Below are 20,900 nucleotides of genomic sequence, written 5' to 3'. Positions count from 1 at the left end.
GATACGTTTTGTCCTCGGTAGGATCTTTATGAGTCGAGCTCCCCTACTGTCTTAGGCAGTTTTTTCAAACCATTGATAATTATAGCAAAAGAAAAAAAAGATTGCAAGCTTTTTATACAATCTTTTAAAATTTAGTCATTATTTTCTGCAAATCTCTTACTTGACTAATATCTACTTCTTTCCCTTAGTCGAAAGTTTCGAGTTCAATATAATCAAAGTTCTCTCTTATATAATCAAATAAGGCATCTTTACGAGCTTTCTGATTCATTCCAATAAACTTTCGCAACTCATTTGTACGGAGTTCAAATTCACTGCCATCAAGATACCATGCAGAAAAATGAACTCGTCTCACCTTATAACGACTACCTAAACGATACATCTTCATAAATGCATCTATCTTAGAACATTCTGGCAGGTAGGCAATATCAAATGTCCTGTAACAAATGAGATGATTGCCATAAACCAAAACTTGCAAATCTTTGTCAAGGTAGTCCGCATCATTAAGATTTTGCCAGTCCTCCTCAAGCTCAGGATAACAATCTCTCAATTCCTGAATATTACTGTTTAACAAAAGATTATTTTTTATCATTCTATAGATAGACTTGACTAAACTCATATTGAACCAAATAAAGGAAAGAACCAACATAAAATCTTCACGAATCATATCTAGCCAAAATGATAATCCTACTTTTAATGTATGATCAATAAAACTACACGAACCCAAACCAAAGAAGATAGCGCAAAACATTGGACTGACCATCATCAAAATTCTAGCTTTTAGCGGAGAAAACTTAATCCTTTTTCCCATTTCCCCCAGCTCCTCCTAAACTCAATTCTTTATCGCCTTTTATATCGCATTCCTCCTCTTGAGTATGTAACTTTGTTTATCATAGAAAAAATTTATTCCAGTAGTTTTATGGCATATTAGGAAAAGTCTTTTTAAGTAGATTTCTGCTTTCTTCATCGGCAGGCAGCCATCCATCATTGAAAACACGATCTTTTATCCAAAAACGATTATAGAAAAAAGTCCAAAAGAAATTAAAGGCTGTTCCAGTTGGCTTTAACAAATCTTCTGGAATGAAAAGCACAGCAATAACAAGCAAAGCGCAGAAAGAACCTAAAATAATACCAAAGTATTTCCAGTCTTTTCGAAAAAGTGGTACAAAAAAACTAAATAGAAAAGTTGTAATAGAGTAAGATGGTGACAAGGTTTTGACTTTGCTTCCATCTGGTGACTGAATAGTGATCTTATTCATAACATCTCCTTTTGATGACATAATATACCAAATTAATTTAACAAACTTTGATATATCTGTCAACTTTTTTGCTTAGATATTAGAGATTGATAGCCAATGAACATTAAAAAAGAGACTAGAAAGTTAGTCAAAGATAGTATTAGAGAACTGAAAGAAATTGACAGCTTGGTTTGAATTAGACCTCTGAAGTGTAAAAATTCAAATATTTTTTCAAAAAAATACAGCCCTAAAGCTGCATTTTAATCCACGTAATCTTTTTCATTTTTATTAAACCAAGCGTATGGCAAACCTATGAGTAGGCCACCACCGATGAGGTTACCGATAAAGGTTACGCCCCAGTGACGTAGGATATTTCCAATACCAAAATTTTGCACTTCCGCTGCTGCTGAGCTGAATCTCACGATAGCAAAGGAAGCAAAATTAGCAGCCAAGTGTTCGTTGGTTAGGAATACAAACATATAAATGGCTGATATTACTAAGAAGAGCTTAGCTGTACTATCCTTAACCAAAACGAAGGAAAGAATAGCGATATTAACAAAGATATTGGCCAAGACTCCCTCAAGAAGAATCAGCTCATTAGAGCGAGCAAGCTTCATCTGCACAACACCTGAAATGAAACTATCTTTGCTAAGTCCCGCATAAGCAGCCGAGTTAGCAAAGAGCCAGCCGGCAATCAAGGCGCCAATCAGATTGAAAAAGGTACAATAAAGCAAAATCACCAAAGCTTTTTTCCAGTCAATCTTCTTCAAAAAGGTACCAGCAGTCAGAAACATCATGTTGGAAGTCACCAACTCTGCATTTAGAAAGACAATGTAAGCCAATCCCCAAGCAAAGATGAAAGGAAAGAGAAAACGCCCAGTTCCTGGAACAATCTTATTCGTCAAATCTGCCGCAATAGCTCCAGCACCAGTACTAAAGGTTAGGAAAGCTCCGGCAAAGATGGAACGAACAGCGTACTTGGCCTTGCTTGTATCAAACAAAGCTTCTTTCTTGCGGCAAGCTGCTTCAATTTTAGGGATAAATGTCGATTCAGGCATAAAAAATTCTCCTATTAATTTAAACTATGTATAGTATATCACAAAGTTCTTTCTTTTGATAGCGTTTTCGAGAACCTTTTTAAATTTTCTAAAAAAGGATTGAAAATCTATTTTCAACCCTTAAATCCTTTTGATAACTGAGCAATATCTTCTGGCCGTGTTCGGCAGCAACCACCAAAAAGACGCACTCCTTGCTCTTGCCAAAGTTTACTATTTTCCAGCAAGCTCCGCTCCTGCTCTGGATCGTCATGCCAAGTCTTGGTCAAGCCATTATAAGTTTCGCCAGAGTTTGGATAGGTAAGCAAAGGTTTGTTGCACACTTGTCCAAGCCTACCTAATAAAGAAGCAATTAAATGTGGAGCGGTACAGTTAAAACCAACTGCCAGGACTTGTGGGCTTTCTTGAGCCAAGTTTCCTAATTCCTCAATTTTAGTGCCATCTGATATAGCATTCTCCGACTGGGCGACAAAGGACAAATAAGCCTCAGCCTGCGGAAATTCCTCAACTAAAAGTCGGAGGATTGCTGCCGTTTCTGCCCCATTTGGAATTGTTTCAATAGCCAGCAAGTCACTCCCAGCTTCTAGTAAAGCTTGGATACGCGGACGGTGAAAATCTCGATATTCTTCCTCACTCAGCTGGTAGTCTCCCGTATACTCGGAACCATCAGCTAAATAAGCAGCATAAGGCCCTACCGAGCCTGCAACCAGAGGATAGGGTCTCTGTTTCTGCTCCTCTGGAGATAATCCTATCCAGATATTTTCGATTGCCTTTTGTGCTAAGAAGACTGTCTCTTTTAAAAGATTATAAGCCTTTTCAGGAGTTAGTCCTGCCTCTATAAATGCTGGAATGCTGGCCTGATAACTAGACGTAGTGATGATGTCACTGCCAGCTCTCACATAGCTTTCATGCACATTTTGAATAATCTGAGGCTGGTCTAATAGGTATTGAGCGGACCAAAGCTTACCAGATACATTATAACCCAGGCTTTCCAACTCTGTGCCTAAGGCTCCATCTAAAATAATAATTTCTTGCTTGTCAAGCAAATCTTTAAATTTTCCCATGAAATACTCCTAAAATCTGCGATGTCGAAGGTAATAATATAGATAGCAAAGACCAACAAAAGGTAGACCAAAATAAAGTCCTGCCCTTTGCGACTTATCCCAAGCAATCCCAACGACAGAAAGAACCAAAAGAACTATCGTAATGTAAGGCAAGAAAGGACTAAAGGGAGTTTTGAAAGCTAGTTCCTCTTCCTGATGTTCTTTCAGCCATTCTTTGCGGAAACGAATTTGAGCAATGGGAATAGACAACCAAACAACTACTACCGCAAAACCAGCAATCGAAACCAAAGCTAGGAAAACTGTGTCTGCCGCATAAAAACTTGCAAAAAGTGATAATGCAGCACCTAACATAGATAATAAGAGAGCTCTCATTGGTACACCATGTCGATTAATTTTTACAACTTTTCGGCTAATCATTCCTTCATTTGCTAAAGACCATAGCATACGACTGGAAGCATATAAACCAGAATTTCCCGCTGACAGAATAGCTGTTAAGATAACAAAATTCATGATATCCGCTGCATAAGGTAAGCCAATCTTATCAAAAACAGTTACGAAAGGAGCCTGTGTCACTCCTGCTTCCTTGACTGGTAACAGAGCAGCTAGAACAACGATTGTCAAAACAAAGAAAATTACCAAACGACCAATCGTTGTTTTAATAGCTTTAGGCACAGCTTCTGTCGGATTATCCGTTTCTCCTGCTGCAATACCAATAAGTTCTGTACCTGAAAAGGCATAGTTTACTGCCAACATAATAGACAAAAGAGCTGTCCAGCTTTTAGGAAAAGCTCCATGAGCTGTCAAGTTGCTGAAGAAAGGCGCGTTTTGATGGTGACTCATAGGAATCAGACCAAATATGGCACCAATTCCCAAGATAATAAAGACAATAATCGTGATCACCTTTATACTTGAAAAGTAGAATTCTGCTTCCGCAAACAATCTAACACTAAGAGCGTTCATCCCAAAAATTACAGCTGCAAAAAAAGCCGCAAAAAACCAAGCTGGAACACTAGGAAACCATCGTTGCATCAGCATACCTGCACCTAAGAACTCTGTTCCTAAAGCCACCGTCCAACAAAGCCAATAGAGCCAAGCAACTGCAAAGCCTGTGCCTGGACTAATAAACTTTGTTGCATAAGTGTGGAAGGAACCAGTCACTGGCATGGCAACAGCAAGCTCTCCTAAAGAGAGCATAACCAAATAAACCACCACTGCACCAATTAGATAAGACAAGACTGCCCCCAAAGGCCCTGCCTGAGCAATCGTATAACCAGAACTGAGAAAAAGACCTGTCCCAATAACACCGCCTAGCGACAGCATAAAGAGATGCCTGCTCGTCATTTTACGCTGAAATTCACCTTCATTCTCAAAGTTGTGGTTTTGAGAATGTTCATGTTTTGAATCTTTTTTAGCCATAATACTTCCTTTATTTTTTTGCTATTTACCTATTGTATCATAAAGGAAAGTAAGGAATCATATATATTTTTTATTTGGGTCATAAAGAAAACCTATATACTAAAAAAGAGGTCTCCCTCTTTTTTGTTGTCTTTATTAAAATCTATTCGCCCAAGCAGTATCGACGTCTAAGATATCTTGAGTAGTGTATTGCTGACGATAAGGATTGTAAACGATATAGCCAGCACCAGACTCAGAGAGTGGCGAATCAAAGCGAGTCAAATCATATTTTTCAATAATATAATTCAATTTAACATTATAGCTAGTATCTGTCGCATAGACACCGGTTAGGGCAGCTGTTGCATCCTGATAGGTTGGCGCATTGCTCTTCCATGCACCTGCAAAATGGCCTTGCTTGAGCACTGCAACATAGTCTTGCAGAGACTCTACATAGCTAGGATATGAACGGAAACTATCGTTGATGGTGTAGGCATTTCCCTCTCCATCATCTTCCCAAGTCTCCATATTAGCAGATTGGCCATCATAGTGACCTTTGATACCGAAAAGGTTATAATGAGGCTCACCAGACAGACCAGACTGTCCTGAACCACTTTCCAAAATAGCCTGTGCAATCATAACAGAGGCATAAAGATCGTTGTCCTGTCCCAACTGACGCGCTGGCTCACCGATTTGTGAGATGAAATAGTCTGTTTGATTCATAGGCTGCTGGTCGCTATTATTAGCACTAGCAGGATTAATATGCTTTGCCAAGACGAAACCAACAGCAATCGTCGTCGTCATGATGAATAAAGCTGAAAGGATTCTCTTACCTTTTTTTGAAATTCTCTTTTTCACAGCACTTCTCCTGAATAAGATGTTAATGATACCATTGTAACATACTAAAGATTAAAAAACACTATTGATAATTTACAAGTATATGACATTTTTCGTTTTATTTCAAAAAATCCAGCTCAAAAACGAGTTGGATTTAATTCGTATCATTAAATTTTTGACAAAATCGCATCCCAAGCAGCATCTAAACCATCCTTGGTGACTGAGGAAAAAAGAATGAAATCATCATTTCTGTCAAAGTCCAGCTTTTTCTTAATAGCTGACTCGTGCTTATTCCATTTTCCGCGAGGGATTTTATCAGCTTTGGTCGCTACTAGGATAACCGGAATGTCATAATATTTCAGAAATTCATACATCTGCACATCATCTGCGCTAGGATCATGCCGAAGATCAACAAGGCTAACAACCGCTTTGAGATTTTCACGACTGGTCAGATACTCCTCAATCATCCGACCCCATTTTTCACGCTCTTTTTTGGAAACACGGGCATAGCCATAACCTGGCACATCGACAAAACGCAGCTTGTCATCAATGTTGAAAAAGTTTAGCAGCTGAGTTTTTCCAGGTTTTCCTGAAGTTCGTGCTAAATTCTTACGATTAAGCAGTGTATTGATGAAGCTGGACTTTCCGACGTTTGATCGGCCAGCTAAGGCAATCTCTGGAATATCATCTTGAGGGTAGTGCGATTTATTTGCTGCACTCAGCAAAATCTCTGCGTTGTGGGTATTGATTTCCATAAGCACCTCGTTAGGCAGTTTCTAGAATAGGCTTATCTGTTCCATCTACTGCTTCTTTGGTAATGCGGACAAGCTTGACATTTTCCTGACTTGGAACTTCAAACATGACATCCATCATAGTTTCTTCGATGATAGAACGAAGACCGCGAGCACCTGTTTTACGTTCAATCGCTTTATTTGCAATCTCCTGCAGAGCATCCTCGTCAAATTCAAGCTTAACGTCATCATAAGACAGAAGGGCCTGATACTGCTTAATAAGGGCGTTTCTAGGCTCTTTCAGAATACGGACCAAATCATCAACTGTCAGTTGCTCCAGAGCAGCAAAAACAGGCAAACGGCCAATCAACTCAGGGATAATTCCAAACTTTTGAACGTCTTCTGAGATAATTTCCTGCATATAGGAACTATCTTCGTCGATTGCTCGGTTATTCTGACCGAAACCAATGATTTTCTCACCCAGACGCTGTTTTACGATTTCTTCGATACCGTCAAAAGCACCGCCAACAATGAAGAGAATATTCTTGGTATCAACTTGAATCATTTCCTGCTGCGGATGCTTGCGTCCACCCTGCGGCGGTACACTCGCTACGGTTCCTTCGATAATCTTCAGAAGAGCTTGCTGAACTCCTTCACCCGAAACATCACGAGTGATAGAGACGTTCTCGCCTTTTTTAGCGATCTTGTCAATCTCATCGACATAGATAATCCCGCGTTCCGCACGCTCAATATTAAAGTCAGCCGCCTGCAAAAGCTTGAGAAGGATATTTTCAACATCTTCTCCGACATAACCAGCTTCAGTCAAAGCTGTTGCGTCCGCAATGGCGAAAGGCACATTGAGGCTGCGAGCCAGAGTCTGCGCCAGGAAGGTCTTACCTGACCCAGTCGGACCAATCATCAAAATATTTGACTTTTGCAGTTCCACATCTTCTTCTTCACGGCTGTCGTGGTAGTTAATACGCTTGTAGTGATTATAGACCGCTACTGCTAAGGCACGCTTAGCTCGGTCTTGCCCGATAACATAGTGGTTCAAGATATTCAGCAGCTCCTGAGGTTTTGGTACCTCAGATAAATCTGCCAGCACTTCCTCGGCTAGCTCTTCACGGATGATCTCCTGTGCCAGCTCCACACATTCATTACAGATAAAGGCATTGTTACCAGCGATAATCTTCTGCACCTCATCTTGGTTCTTCCCACAGAAAGAACAAAAAACCATCATATCATCATTACGACTTGTAGGCATTGTTTACTCCAATTCTAAAATTCTAAATCTATTTATTTTCTTTCGTACATGTTAAAAAAGTGTCATATAAAAAGCATGAATGGAATTTACCAAGTTTGTAAAAGCATTCAGCAAAAATAAAGCTGCCAGTCCAAACCGCTTTTTCCGAAAGGTTTGAACGGCACAAATAAGACAAATGACACATAAAAAGGCCGTAAAAAAACCAAAAATACTACGTTCCATTCTTACGAGTCCTTCCTTCGGTATCTTTTTATAGTGAAATCATAAGGATTTTTTTCATCTTTGGCATGAAATTCACTGCTAACTTCCTGATAAGGAGCCCAGTCAAATGTCTCAGGGAAATAGGTATCTCCTTCCAGCTTAGCAGCAATCTGAGTCTGAATCAATTCTTCCAAATACAGCTCAAAAGCCCTGATAATCTGCGCTCCGCCAATAATATACAAGTTTCTATCTTGCTTGTGGTACCAATCCAAGACATCTTCCACATTGCTGAACAGCAAGACATTCTCATTGTCAACTTGATAGTTCTTGTCCCTGCTCAAAATCAGACTAATCCGATTTGGCAAAACGCGACGCTGCAGACCATCAAAGGTCACTCGGCCCATCAAAATAGCATGTCCAGTGGTTGTTGCTTTAAAATGCTGCAATTCTGCCGGGAGATGCCAGGGCATGACCTTGTCTTTTCCAATCAGACCATCCTCTGCCTGAGCCCAAATGGCAATAATCTTCTTTGTCATCCTTTTATCCTTTGTATTAGTAACTCTATTCTATCAAATTTGCTGTAAAAAGGCATGTTTAAAGTATGATTCAGGCAGAACTTTTGCAGAGGTTGGAAGTTTTCGCATACACTTATCAAAATCGTTAAATAGCCAAATCAAACTTCAGCTGAGGTTTAACGGGATCATAGTCCAGCAAGTCAAAATCTTCTGCTTTGATATCAAAGAAATTGGTTCCATCCGGCACATTTAAAACGAGCCGAGGCTGACAGTCGCTAGGTTCCCGACGCAATAGCTCTTCTGCCTGCTTGAACTGATTGTCATAGATGTGCAAGTTATTGATAAAGTAAAAGAACTTGCCAATTTTCCAGCCGAAATGCTTGGCAATCATCATCTGCAGAGCCACATACTGCATAGCATTAATGTGGTGAGCAACCAACATATCATTTGAGCGCTGAGTCAGAGTCGCATCCAGATAAATGTCTCCATCTACACGCCGAACGTCAAACATGGTTTGAAAAGCGCATGGGAGCAAGCCATCTGTTTCTTCAAAAGCTTCATAATCCCAGAGAGAGATGATATTGCGACGATTCCAAGGATTGGCTTCCAGCTGTTGGAGAATTTTATTGATAATATTGTGCTTCTTGACAACAGCTCCGTAGCGCTGCCCAATAGTACCTGTATCGCCAACTTCCCAGTCATTCCAATAGTGAACATTATACTTGTCGTTGAGCAGTTCCAGGCTATTGGACTGATCTTGATAGATCCAAAGAACTTCCTTGATGGCAGATTTGATGGCAATAGGGCGCAGAGTCGTGATTGGGAATTCTCCCTTGCTCAAATCGTATTCCGCAAAAGAACCAGTGATATATTTGGAATTAGCCACATTTCCATCCTTGTAGCGCGGACGGGCATTTTCAGAAAAAACACCCTGCTCCATAATTTTTTTAATATTCTCTTTGAAAATCGTATCTGCTAGCGTCATGATTTCTCCTTCGTTCAGTGAGCTTTTTCTAGTATAGCAAATTTTCTATAAAAATTCTCCTACAGACCTTTCTGCAGGAGAACAAATGAAGCATACTTGTAGAATTATTGTAATACCAATGAAGCTGCCCCGATAACGCCAGCATCATTTCCAAGAGTAGCCAAGGCCAACTTGGTTGAAGTACGAACCTGCGGGAAGCTATTCTCTTCATAAACCTTGCGCACACCATCAAGTAAGAAGTCACCCGCAGCTGATACGCCACCACCAATAACGATTGTAGATGGGTTGAGAATAGAGCCGATATTGGCACAGGCAATTCCTAGATAGCGCGCGAAATTGCGATAGACAATCAGAGCCAGCTCATCGCCCTCTTTCGCCAAGTCGAAGACAACCTTTGCATTGACATCTTCACCATTGTCGATCAGTTTTTTCAGCTCAGCATCACCAGCATACTCATCAGCATAGCGACGAGTCAGATTGACAATACCAGTCGCAGATGCAACAGTCTCCAAGCATCCCTTCTTGCCACAGGTACACAGAATTGGCTGATCGAAGTCAACAGTGATGTGACCCAACTCCCCTGCTGCTCCAGCAAGTCCGTGCAAGAGCTTGCCTTCTGCAACAATTCCTCCGCCAACACCTGTACCCAGTGTCATAAAGACTACATCAGGCTGGTTCTCTCCAGCACCCATCCAACGTTCGCCCAAAGCGGCAACGTTAGCATCGTTGTCAATATAGAAAGGAATCCCAGTCGCTTTTTCAATCTTATCCTTGACCGGCTGCAGCGTCTTCCAATTGAGATTGTAAGCACCGATAACAGTGCCTTTTTCGCGGTCAACAACTCCTGGCGATCCCATACCAATCCCAATAAAATCCTCTGCTGAAAGCTGAAGTAATTCCAAACGATGCAGGATTGACTCAATCATATCATCTACGATGTGGCTGCCTTCGTCCAAAACATTGGTTTTAATGGACCATTTTTCCTGAATTTCGCCCTCTGAAGTCAAAATAGCAAACTTAATAGATGTTCCACCAAGGTCAATTCCGATTATTTTTTTCGACATGATGTTCTCCTCTGTGTTTTATTTATCATCATTATATCAGATTTTTTCAGTAAGGAAAAGGTTTGCATAAAGAAAAATGAAAAGCAAATTAATCTTTATTCCCCAAGTAAACTCACAACTCTTTTGTATAATAATATCTTTCACCAGTATAAGGATAGTCTTTCAGCGCAAACACTTCTTTATAGCCGTGCTTTTTATAAAAATCTGGAGCTTGAAATTGATACGTATCTACAAATGAATATTTGCATTTCCTTTCTCTGGCTTCTTGTTCAGCCTTGCACAGTATTTTTGAACCTATGCCTTGCCCTCGCAAATCCTCGTTCACATACAAATACTCAATCTCCAGCCAATTACCAAAAGTTTCAGCCGCCATACCAGCCAGCAGATTTCCTTGTTCGTCTTCCACATAGATGTTAAGAGGTTCGCTTTTGGAGGGCTCCCTCTTAGATTGATTGTAGGCCCTGATCAAATTTCCCAGTTCTTGTGTTTTCTTTGAGTCGGTATTTTCCAATCTTAGTTTCATAGATGCCTCCGTTTAGATTTCTTCCTAAACACTACTTCTTTCATCCGTCCAACCCGCTCAGGTATTCATAGCGCTCGTATTTTTCCAGCAGTTTCTCGTTCTGCTCATCCAGTTCTTGCTGGAGTTCAGACAGGCGAGTAAAGTCAGATCCATTCTCCTGCATGGCCGCTTCAATCTCAGAAATCAGCTCCTCCAGCTCCTCGATATCGGCCTCGATAGACTCCCACTCCTGCTTTTCAAAGTAGGTCATGCGCTTTTTCTCCTCGCGCACTTTGGCCGATTTTTCCTTTTCCGCCTTTTGGGAAATAGCAGAGCTTTCTGCCAGAAAGGCTTTTTCATCTAAGTAATCCGTGTAATTTCCGAAAAATTCTCTGATCACTCCATTCTCAAAAGCCAAAATCTTGCCGGCTACCTTGTCTAGGAAATAGCGGTCGTGGCTGACTGTAATAACTGGACCGGCAAAGCCTTGCAGAAAGTTTTCCAAGACCGTCAGAGTTGCAATATCCAAATCATTGGTTGGCTCGTCAAGAAGCAAGACATTCGGCTTTTCCAAAAGAAGCTTGAGCAGATAAAGGCGCTTTTTCTCTCCGCCAGATAGCTTTTCAATCAAAGTCCCATGAGTAGAACGAGGGAAGAGAAATTGCTCTAAGAGCTCTGCAATGGAAGTCGTTCCACTGCCAATCTTGACCTCCTCAGCCACTTCTTGCAGATAATTGATGACTCGCTTAGACTCATCCAAGCCCTCAATCTGTTGAGAGAAATAAGCCACTCGAACTGTCTCTCCGATAATGAGCTGACCAGCCTGAGGCTGAAGTTTACCGGCAATCAGATTGAGCAAGGTCGACTTGCCGACACCGTTATCTCCGACAATCCCAATTCGGTCCTTGTTCTGGATTAAAAGACTAAATTGAGAGAGAATAAGCTTTTGGTCATAAGCAAAGTCTACATTTTGAAACTCGATGACTTTCTTACCGATACGGCTGGTTTCAAAGTTCATTTCCAGATTGCTGTCAGTCGTCTGGCCTGCCAAATCTTTCTTGAGGTCATGGAAACGATTGATACGAGCCTGTTGCTTGGTTGCCCGAGCCTGAGGCTGCCGTCGCATCCAGGAAAGCTCCTGCTTGTATAACTGCTGCTTCTTATGAAGCAAGGCCGCATCCCGCTCATCCTGCTCTGCCTTGAGACGGACATAGTCTTGATAATTTCCCTGGTATTCAATCAAGCGACCGCCATCCAGCTCAAAAATTCGTGTCGAAATATTATCCAAGAAATAGCGATCATGGGTGATGAAAAGCACGGTCTTCTTTGAATTTTTCAAGAAATGCGTCAGCCATTCAATGGTATCAATATCTAGGTGGTTGGTCGGCTCGTCCAGCAAGAGCAAATCGGCATCACCTAAGAGAACCTGAGCCAGCTGAACTCGGCGACGAAGACCTCCTGATAACTGACCAACCTTAAGTGACAGATTAGTCAGACCAAGCTTGGACAGAACCGTCTTGACCTGACTTTCGATTTCCCAAGCATGGAGCGAGTCCATCTCGGCAATAACCGCTTCTAGTCTTGACTGTTGGCTTTCATCATAAGCCGTCAGGAGCAGCTCATATTCTCGAATCAACTGCATTTCCCGTAAATCACTGGACAAAACAGTATCAAGCACCGTCTGCTCCTCATCAAAATCAGGCTCCTGAGTCAAATAAGCAATCTTATAGCCTGTCTTAGCAGAAAAAGGGCTGACATCTCCGTCAAAGCCCGACTTGCCCGACAACACATCCAGCAGCGTCGTCTTTCCTGTTCCATTGACACCAATCAGACCAATCCGGTCTAGGTCATGAATGATAAAGGAAATATCCCGAAAAACAGTCTTATCTCCTACTGATTTGGTTAGCTTGTCAACGATAAAATCGCTCATTTTTTCTCCTTGATATAGGCGTAAATGACCTCTAAGTCATTAGGTAAGTAGCCATCTACAATAGCGTATTCCAACTCTTTCAGAATTTGACCCAGTTTTGGTCCAGGCTCAAAGCCGAACTCCCGCATCAGCATACCACCATTAACAACCATTTCCTGCTTGTTATGAATAGTTAGACTAGCATCAAGATTCTGAATCGCAGAGAAATCAACTGCCAAACCTTGCGCCTGTCGGAGTTCTTCTGCTTGTAGCAATAAGTTAATATCATAGTCATAGCAGTCGCGCTTAGTCAAGTCTCGTTCTGAGCGGATGGCCGCAATCTCAACCAAGTCTTCTACTTTCTTGGCAAATTCACGAGAAGTCTTCCATTTTTTCAGAAAACCTTTGACATTTTGCACATCTAAAGCCAGTAAAAGGGCTGCCCAAGCCTGTTCAGATGCTGAAAAGCGAAAATCTGAAGCTAAGTCAAAGAGCCGTTCTAACTTAGCTCTGCTCCCCTTCAAATCTGGCAAAAATTCTATGGCACCGCTTGTCAAGAGTGCCTCTAAACCCTTGCGCCAAAACGGAGCCAGCAAGAGCTTGTCAAACTCGATAAAAATTCGTTCAACCGAAATCTTTTCAAGCAAGGGAGCACAATCCTTCATAGCCGCAAAAGTATCTTGCTCCAGGTCAAAATCCAAGGCAGCTTGAAAACGAAAGCCCCGCATGATGCGGAGAGCATCTTCATTAAAACGCTCAGCAGCCGTCCCAACAGCCCGCAAAATCCGATTTTCCAAGTCATCCAAGCCTTGAAAAAGATCGATGACCTGGCCGTTTTCATCCAAAGCTAGAGCATTGATGGTGAAATCGCGCCGCTTAAGATCTTCTTCCAATGAGCGCACAAAAGAAACCTTGCTGGGCCTGCGGTAATCCACATAGACATCCTCGGTCCGGAAAGTAGTCACTTCGTATTCACGGTTATTTTCCAGAACTAAGACAGTTCCATGCTCAATCCCCACATCAACTGTCCGTTCAAAGATACGCTTGGTTTCCTCAGGATAGCTGGAGCTAGCGATATCCACATCGTGAATAGGTCGCTGCAAAAGGGCATCTCGAACAGAACCCCCAACGAAATAAGCTTCAAAGCCAGCCGCTTTTATCTTCTCTAATACTGGCAAAGCCTCCTGAAATTCAGAAGGCAGAGTTTCTAATCTCATAGTAAATGTTCCAATTCATAGACTAATTCTGAGCGTTTGACAACTTCTTTAATAGCGAGATTAACTCCTGTCATAAAGGAAGCACGGTCATATGAATCATGCCGCAGGGTCAATCCCTCTCCCTGGCTGCCAAAGATTACTTCTTGATGGGCAACCAAACCTGGCAAGCGAACCGAATGAATACGCATGCCGTCGAAATCGGCTCCGCGGGCGCCAACTATAGACTCTTCCTCATCAGCAGCTCCCTGCTGCTTGCTTGGTCTTACTTGGCTGATGAGCTCAGCTGTCTTGATAGCTGTCCCACTCGGAGCATCCTTTTTCTGGTCATGGTGCAGTTCGATAATTTCTACATTTGGGAAATACTTAGCTGCCTGAGCTGCAAACTGCATCAGCAAAACAGCTCCCAAAGCAAAGTTCGGAGCAATCAATCCACCCAGCTCCTTTTCTCTAGACAGTTTGATTAACTCTTCCAACTGCTCAGGAGTAAAACCTGTCGTTCCTACCACCGGGCAAAATCCCTGGTCTAGGGCGAAGCGAGTATTTTCATAAGCTACTTTAGGGGTTGTAAAATCAACCCAGACATGGGCTTCCAGTCCAGCCAATTCTTCCTTAGCATTGAAAACAGGAACACCAGCCACTTCTTTTTCATCCGTAAAAGGATCCAGCAGTCCAACTAATTCTAGTTCCGGATCTTCTGTTACCATTTTGTAGGCTGCTTGGCCCATTTTTCCTTTAAAACCAGCAATAATAACTTTAATACTCATGTTTCTCCTCCTTACAGAGACAAGCTTAGGTACTCAGACAATCAAATTACAGGAATATAAGCAAGTGCAACGCTGCCCTCACCCAAGTGTGTCCCGATGACGCTGCCAAAGGTTGCGATAGGAACTTCGCCAGCAATACCACTGCCTAGCAGATTCTGCTGAAGCTCAGTTGCTTTTTCTGGCGCATTGCCATGGATAACCATAATCTGATAAGCACCGCCCGCTGTTCTTTCTTGGACAAGTTCCAGCATACGCTTAGTAGCCTTCTTCTCCGTCCGAATCTTTTCAAAAACCTCTATCACACCATGAACGTTAAAATACAGAATAGGCTTGATACTAAGCAGATTTCCCAGAATAGCTGCTCCGTTAGACAGCCGTCCTCCTTTGACCAAGTGGTTCAAGTCGTCCACCATGATAAAAGCGCTGGTGCCATCAATCTGCTTTTGAACATTAGCTAAAATTGTTTCAAAATCTAGGCCTTGTTCTGCCCATTCTAGAGCTGATTGGGCCATGATACCGAGCGGTGCACTGGTAATCTTGGAATCCGGAAAGGCAATTTTCAAACCATGAAACTCATCTTTCAGATACTGAATATTTTGGTAAAAACCAGAAATACCGCTAGATAGAAAGAGCCCCAGAACATGGGTATAGTCTTTGCCGTCTAGAATGGTGAGAATCTCTTCTAATTCAGCAATACTAGGCTGACTGGTCTTAGGCAATTCATCTGACTGAGCCATTTTTTCATAAAATTCACTGGCTGTTAAGTTTCTGCCTTCGACATAAGACTCACCGTCAATCACGACCGGAATGTCCAAAACAAAAAGATTTTCGTTCTCTAGCAGCGAAGCCGGCAGATAGGCCGATGAATCTGTGATAACCGCTAACTTCATGATTAAAACTCCAAATTAATGCCAGGCAAATCCAGAGCAATTTCTGTCACTTCATAAGTCAAGCGGTTAAGCATGGTCAAGCAAGGCCGAGCCAACTCTTCTACTTCATCGTGGTCAAATTCACTCGGTTCTTCAATAAGACGACCGTGAATGTGGTTGGCTTGCGAAATGGTTCCGCTGATAACAAAATTCTCAAAAACAATCATAAAAGTCAAAATCACAATCAATGAAGTTGTGTGGGCTTCGACATCTCTTTTGACCAATTGGAAATTCACATCAACCTTGGTTTCAGGTGTGCCATTTTCTTTTTCCCACTCAAAATTTCGGGCGTCAAAATGGTACTGACTAACAAATTCTTTTTCGCGCTGTATGTTCATTTTTATTCTCCTAAAAATATGCGATAGGCCCATTATACCATATATCGAACGAAGTTTCCATGCTAAAATTTGCAGGCCAGAAAACACAAAAAAGAATCTCACTGACAAGCGAGATTCTTTAAATATTATTTTTTAAGTGGTTTGCGCAGGTAACCAAAGATAATACCGCTGACTACTGCACCAATCAATACATATAACAAGTAAAGGATTGGATTATTTGTCAATCCGATAACGAAGATTCCTCCATGAGGAGCCATGAGCTTGATACCAGACAAGCCTACAAGAGCACCTGTAAGAGCAGAACCTACGATAAAGCTTGGAATAGCACGGGCTGGGTCAGCAGCTCCAAAAGGAATTGCTCCTTCTGTAATGAAAGATAGTCCCATGACGATGTTTGTCAAACCTGAATCACGTTCTTCCTCAGTGAATTTATGTTTGAACAAAAGAGTTGCAATAAATACTGCCAAAGGCGGAACCATACCAGCTGCCATTACCGCTGCCATAACAGGTGAACCACCAGTTGAAACAGTGCTTGCAAGTGTACTAGTACCAAATACGTAAGCAGCCTTATTAACAGGCCCCCCCATATCGACAGCCATCATACCACCGACTAAGAGACCAAGAAGGACAGCAGAGCTTCCGCTCAGACTTGCCAAGAAATCATTCAGGGCTGTATTGATTGCTGACATTGGAATATTGACCGCCAACATCACAAATCCAGTCACAAGAACGCCCAGAAGAGGCAAGAGCAAGATTGAACGGATACCTTCAAGTGAGCGAGGCAGACCTGCAAGAAGCTTACGAAGGAGAAGGATGATACCACCAGCTAAGAAGCCGCCTACCAAAGCTCCAAGGAAACCAGATGATACACCAACTAAATCAAGTGTTTTCTGACCGCCTTCAGCATAGGCAACAGCACCAAATGATGCACCGCTGCTCGCAATTGCACCAGCTACGAAACCAGAAACCAGACCTGGCTTTTCAGCGATTGAGTAAGCGATATAACCAGCTAATACTGGCAACATGAAGCCAAAGGCTGCTCCACCAATTGCTTTAAACTGAGCTGCAATCTCATGATAACTTCCTAGATTAGAAAGCTGATCTTTTGGTACACCTAAGATCTGATCCAGCAAGAATGCAATGGCAATCATAATACCACCACCAATAACGAATGGCAACATTTGGGAAACACCGCTCATCAAGTGCTTGTAAAAAGCGCCGCCCAGACTAAGCTTTTCATTGCTGGATTCTGCAGCACCACCACCGTTAGCTGCCTTGTAAACCTCAGCATTTCCAGAAAGGGCCAGATTGATGAGTTCTTCTGTCTTACGAATACCATCTGCAACTGGACGATTGATCAACGGCTTGCCGTCAAAGCGATTCATCTCTACGGCCTTATCTGCCGCGATGATAACAGCTTTAGCTTTTTTAATATCTTCTGCTGTCAGCTTATTCCCAACACCACTAGCACCGTTGGTTTCAACCTTGATGCCGACACCCATTTCAGCTGCAACCTTCTGTAAAGCCTCTTGAGCCATGTAAGTATGCGCAATTCCTGTCGTACAAGCTGTTACAGCTACAAGGAAGTCTCCCCCCTCATTGGCAGGTTCGACAACAGCAGGTTCTTCCGCTTTTTCCGAAGCTTGGTCAAAGAGCTCAATCACCTGATCAGGCGAAGTCACTTGACGCAATTTATCCGCAAAACCATCCTTCATCAAGTATTGAGACAATTCAGCCAAGGCCGCCAAGTGAGTGTCGTTAGCACCTTCTGGAGCTGCAATCATGAAGAAAAGGTCAGTTGGCTGGCCATCCAAACTTTCATAATCGACGCCTTTATTTGACTTGGCAAAAAGGACAGTCGCTTCTTTCACTGCAGTATTTTTGCTGTGAGGCATAGCGATTCCATCACCCAGGCCTGTAGAAGTCAAGGCTTCACGAGCCAAAATCCCTTCTTTGAAAGTCTCGAAGTCTGTCACATAACCATCATCCACTAGGCTCTGAATCATTTCTTCGATAACAGCTTTTTTCTCTGTTGCCTGCAAGTCTAGCAACATCACATCTTTTCTTAGTAAGTCTTGAATTTTCATATTTTTCCTACCTCTACTTTTTCATAGATTTCTTTTATATAATCAGCTGTCGCCAAATCATCTGAGAAGGTGGTTGCTGTTCCGCAGGCCACTCCCCATTTGAAGGCTTGAATAACATCGCCAGAGCGGACAAACTCTCCAGTAAACCCAGCCACCATAGAGTCGCCAGCACCAACAGAATTTTTCACATTGCCCTTGATAGGTTTAGCGAAGTAAGTACCCTCCTGAGTTACCAGCAAGGCACCGTCGCCAGCCATGGAAATGATGACATGCTGGGCACCCTTGGCTAAAATTTGACGAGCATAACTCTCAATCTGATCCAAGCTTTCGAGCCTGACTCCGAAAATATCACCTAGTTCGTGATTATTAGGTTTGACCAAAAGCGGCTCAAACTCTAAAGAATCCAGTAGCGTCTGACCTTCAAAGTCACATACAACTTGTGCTCCCGTCTTTCTGGTTAAGCCAATCAGCTCCTTGTAGACAATATTACCTAAATTTTTAGGACTGCTACCTGCGAAGACTACCGTATCTTCCGAGGTCAGAGAAGAAAGGAATTTCTCCAGTTCTTCTAGTTTCTGACTGGAAATTTCTGGACCAGGTCCGTTAATTTCTGTCTCAGCATCTGCTTTAATTTTGACATTGATACGAGTATCCTGCTCAACTTCTACAAAATGGCTTGAGATTCCTTCCTCTTCCAGAGTATCTGTGATGAACTTGCCAGTAAAACCACCGATAAAGCCAGTCGCTGTATTCTCAATACCTAGACGTTTGAGAACTCGGCTAACATTGATTCCCTTTCCGCCAGCGAATTTGTCGTCACTGTCCATCCGATTGACGCTTCCTATAAGGACCTTGTCCAAACGGACAATATAGTCGATGGAAGGGTTTAGTGTGACAGTATAAATCATACCTCAATCACCTCCGTTTTTTCTTTCAGCGCTTGAATCACTTCCGATTCATTTTGAATAGTAATAATGCTTGCTTTGGCAAGAGGAGCGACCTTGACAAAGGACGTCTGTCCTAGTTTAGAAAGATCAGCCAAGACATAAGTTTTCTTAGCGTTCTCTAAAATCGCTCTTTTGACAGCTCCTTCTTCCATATCTGGAGTGGTAAAGAAGCCATCGTCAATGCCATTCATTCCAATAAAGGCTTTATCGAAATTCAACTGACCGATTTGATTTAGGGCAACACCGCCAATGCTGGCATCCGTTGAGCGTTTGACCTTTCCGCCGATAATGACTGTCGGTATATTGCGCTCTACCAACTTGGTCGCATGGTGAATGGAGTTGGTGACAACTGTCACTCTTGGATCATGCAGCTCATTGACTAAAAGCTCATTGGTTGTCCCCGCATCAATAAAAATCACATCATGCTCTTGAATCAAGCTTGCTGCCATCTTGGCAATAGCTGTCTTTTCTTGAATGCTTTTGATAGATTTTTCCTGATTACTCTCCTCTTCCTGTAGAAAATGAAGGCTTTCGGCTCCTCCATGAACTCGTCGCAGCTTGTGCTCGCTCTCCAATTCATCCAAATCTCTTCTGATAGTTGATTCTGAAGTGTTTAAAGCATGTACTAGATAGTCTAAGGAAACAAATTTTTCTCTTATGACTGTCTCTAGAATAATCTGCTTTCTTTCCGACTTCAGCATAAAGCACCTCCTTTGAAATCGTTTACGATTATTATTATACCTCTTTAATTTTCAATGTCAAGCATTTTCTATCAAAAACTTTCAATTTCTATCTTTTTATCGAACAAAAAAAGAGCTGGACTACATCCAACTCCTTTCATATCGTTGCATAGCTGCCAAATAAAAGGCAATTAGCTATTATTGATTAAGGATACAATATAGGCTGCCATGACAGGCAGAAAAGTTCCAAGAAAAGTAAACACAACCAGAACCCAGAACCAGACTGATTTAAAAGCCTGTTTGTAGGTCCCTGGGAGCGAACGATTGGAAGCAATGTATTCCTTAAATTTTGGCCATTTCAAGATTAAAAACAAAAGAAATACTGTGCTTCCAGCAATTAATAAGCCGTAAAAAAAGATGTTAACTATAGGCTCCGGAGCTCTTTTTGAAAGAAAAGCTAAACCTTCTGCTATAACAAAATTATTAATAGCATGAAAAATGATAGACCAGATAATCGAATACTCAAAAGCGATATAGCCAAGCCCCAAACCAATTAAACTAGCAAAATAAAGCTGATAAAGATTTTCGTGAAAAAGGCCAAATAAAATCGAAGTCATAAGAATGGCAAAAATCTTTCCATGCTTCTCTAAAGCTCGCAAACCAGCGCCTCTGAAAATAATTTCCTCTGTAACTGGGGCCATCAAAGATGAATAAATCAGCATAGTCAGTGTCTCAGAACCACCGCTCCCTGATTCCATACCAGAAAGATCTAGATTGAAGAGCTGAATGATAGCCTCCATGAGCTGATTAACAACAGCTGTGAATAATTGGGCGAATAATAGGAAGCAAATCATGTAAAAGAAAACTTTAGGAGTCATCTTCTGCCCCTTATGACGAAGGTCATATTTGAAGAGCTGCTTTCCTCGAGACACTGTGAAAGTAAGAACGCCAAGACAGGAAGCTATAATATAGGCTCCTCCGTCCTTTTCCATGAATTTGGTAACAATGTCTTGCGTCTTTTGAATGTCCATACCTTGTCCTGGCATGATGACAAAAAAGGCAACAAATACGTAAATGAAGACAGCAGCAATCATGACCCATAAATAAGTAAAGCAAGTCGCTGAAAATCGTCCTAGATCTTTTTTAGGATTTAAAGGTTCGGGTATATAATACATAAAATCTCC

The 20,900-nt window shown here is 41.9% G+C and carries 21 protein-coding genes and 1 other annotated feature (1 of these 22 only partly in view); all 21 genes read right to left on the bottom strand.

What is annotated here, in order from left to right:
* Window positions 1-74, bottom strand: a sequence feature (ribosomal protein L10 leader region) (it extends 62 nt beyond the left edge of the window).
* Between the two features lie 110 nt (window positions 75-184).
* The 21 genes from J1C77_RS05560 to J1C77_RS05460 all read right to left on the bottom strand — a co-directional run bounded on the left by J1C77_RS05560 (window position 185) and on the right by J1C77_RS05460 (window position 20,891).
* The gene (locus tag J1C77_RS05560; RefSeq protein WP_002921360.1) at window positions 185-808 is read right to left on the bottom strand and encodes a hypothetical protein; all 624 of its coding nucleotides are present in this window, start codon (window positions 806-808) and stop codon (window positions 185-187) included.
* Between the two features lie 106 nt (window positions 809-914).
* On the bottom strand, window positions 915-1,256 hold the full coding sequence (locus tag J1C77_RS05555) for a hypothetical protein (RefSeq protein ID WP_042762894.1): 342 nt from the start codon (window positions 1,254-1,256) through the stop codon (window positions 915-917).
* Window positions 1,257-1,495: 239 nt separating this feature from the next.
* Window positions 1,496-2,293, bottom strand: a complete 798-nt coding sequence (locus tag J1C77_RS05550) for a formate/nitrite transporter family protein (RefSeq protein ID WP_002921363.1) — start codon at window positions 2,291-2,293, stop codon at window positions 1,496-1,498.
* 113 nt (window positions 2,294-2,406) lie between these two features.
* Window positions 2,407-3,354 (bottom strand): homocysteine S-methyltransferase, encoded by a 948-nt coding sequence (gene mmuM, locus J1C77_RS05545; RefSeq protein ID WP_002921364.1) that lies wholly within the window; start codon window positions 3,352-3,354, stop codon window positions 2,407-2,409.
* A 9-nt stretch (window positions 3,355-3,363) separates the two neighbouring features.
* On the bottom strand, window positions 3,364-4,770 hold the full coding sequence (locus J1C77_RS05540) for an amino acid permease (RefSeq protein WP_002921365.1): 1,407 nt from the start codon (window positions 4,768-4,770) through the stop codon (window positions 3,364-3,366).
* A 135-nt stretch (window positions 4,771-4,905) separates the two neighbouring features.
* Window positions 4,906-5,604: a glucosaminidase domain-containing protein gene (locus J1C77_RS05535; RefSeq protein WP_002921366.1), complete on the bottom strand. Its 699-nt coding sequence runs from the start codon at window positions 5,602-5,604 to the stop codon at window positions 4,906-4,908.
* 146 nt (window positions 5,605-5,750) lie between these two features.
* Entirely contained in the window at window positions 5,751-6,338 is a 588-nt protein-coding gene (yihA, locus tag J1C77_RS05530; RefSeq protein WP_002921367.1) for a ribosome biogenesis GTP-binding protein YihA/YsxC, read from the bottom strand.
* A 10-nt stretch (window positions 6,339-6,348) separates the two neighbouring features.
* Window positions 6,349-7,578: an ATP-dependent Clp protease ATP-binding subunit ClpX gene (gene clpX / locus J1C77_RS05525; RefSeq protein ID WP_002895582.1), complete on the bottom strand. Its 1,230-nt coding sequence runs from the start codon at window positions 7,576-7,578 to the stop codon at window positions 6,349-6,351.
* A 224-nt stretch (window positions 7,579-7,802) separates the two neighbouring features.
* Complete coding sequence (locus tag J1C77_RS05520; protein WP_002921373.1) at window positions 7,803-8,315, bottom strand: dihydrofolate reductase; 513 nt, start codon at window positions 8,313-8,315, stop codon at window positions 7,803-7,805.
* Between the two features lie 124 nt (window positions 8,316-8,439).
* Window positions 8,440-9,279, bottom strand: a complete 840-nt coding sequence (locus tag J1C77_RS05515; RefSeq protein ID WP_002921378.1) for a thymidylate synthase — start codon at window positions 9,277-9,279, stop codon at window positions 8,440-8,442.
* 104 nt (window positions 9,280-9,383) lie between these two features.
* A complete protein-coding gene (locus tag J1C77_RS05510) occupies window positions 9,384-10,343 on the bottom strand; it encodes an ROK family glucokinase (RefSeq protein ID WP_002921380.1) in 960 nt (319 codons plus the stop codon).
* A gap of 112 nt (window positions 10,344-10,455) precedes the next feature.
* Window positions 10,456-10,866 (bottom strand): GNAT family N-acetyltransferase, encoded by a 411-nt coding sequence (locus tag J1C77_RS05505; RefSeq protein ID WP_002921382.1) that lies wholly within the window; start codon window positions 10,864-10,866, stop codon window positions 10,456-10,458.
* Between the two features lie 40 nt (window positions 10,867-10,906).
* Window positions 10,907-12,775, bottom strand: coding sequence for an ABC-F family ATP-binding cassette domain-containing protein (locus tag J1C77_RS05500; protein ID WP_002921386.1), 1,869 nt, complete (start codon window positions 12,773-12,775; stop codon window positions 10,907-10,909).
* On the bottom strand, window positions 12,772-13,971 hold the full coding sequence (locus J1C77_RS05495; protein WP_002921387.1) for a CCA tRNA nucleotidyltransferase: 1,200 nt from the start codon (window positions 13,969-13,971) through the stop codon (window positions 12,772-12,774). The genes J1C77_RS05500 and J1C77_RS05495 overlap by 4 nt, the downstream gene beginning before the upstream one ends.
* On the bottom strand, window positions 13,968-14,735 hold the full coding sequence (dapB, locus tag J1C77_RS05490; protein WP_002921388.1) for a 4-hydroxy-tetrahydrodipicolinate reductase: 768 nt from the start codon (window positions 14,733-14,735) through the stop codon (window positions 13,968-13,970). Before dapB ends, J1C77_RS05495 begins: the two co-directional genes overlap by 4 nt.
* A gap of 41 nt (window positions 14,736-14,776) precedes the next feature.
* Window positions 14,777-15,625, bottom strand: coding sequence for a DegV family protein (locus tag J1C77_RS05485; protein ID WP_002921389.1), 849 nt, complete (start codon window positions 15,623-15,625; stop codon window positions 14,777-14,779).
* 2 nt (window positions 15,626-15,627) lie between these two features.
* Complete coding sequence (locus J1C77_RS05480) at window positions 15,628-16,002, bottom strand: DUF1149 family protein (RefSeq protein WP_002915309.1); 375 nt, start codon at window positions 16,000-16,002, stop codon at window positions 15,628-15,630.
* 125 nt (window positions 16,003-16,127) lie between these two features.
* Entirely contained in the window at window positions 16,128-18,089 is a 1,962-nt protein-coding gene (locus J1C77_RS05475; RefSeq protein ID WP_002921391.1) for a PTS fructose transporter subunit IIABC, read from the bottom strand.
* Complete coding sequence (pfkB, locus tag J1C77_RS05470) at window positions 18,086-18,997, bottom strand: 1-phosphofructokinase (protein ID WP_002921393.1); 912 nt, start codon at window positions 18,995-18,997, stop codon at window positions 18,086-18,088. The genes J1C77_RS05475 and pfkB overlap by 4 nt, the downstream gene beginning before the upstream one ends.
* Complete coding sequence (locus J1C77_RS05465; protein ID WP_002900441.1) at window positions 18,994-19,737, bottom strand: DeoR/GlpR family DNA-binding transcription regulator; 744 nt, start codon at window positions 19,735-19,737, stop codon at window positions 18,994-18,996. The genes pfkB and J1C77_RS05465 overlap by 4 nt, the downstream gene beginning before the upstream one ends.
* 170 nt (window positions 19,738-19,907) lie before the next feature.
* Window positions 19,908-20,891 (bottom strand): CPBP family intramembrane glutamic endopeptidase, encoded by a 984-nt coding sequence (locus tag J1C77_RS05460; protein WP_002921395.1) that lies wholly within the window; start codon window positions 20,889-20,891, stop codon window positions 19,908-19,910.
* Between the last annotated feature and the right edge of the window lie 9 nt (window positions 20,892-20,900).

The organism is Streptococcus sanguinis, from assembly GCF_050223295.1.
Classification (GTDB): Bacteria; Bacillota; Bacilli; order Lactobacillales; family Streptococcaceae; genus Streptococcus; species Streptococcus sanguinis_X.
This window is presented reverse-complemented; position numbering and strand designations above follow the sequence as displayed.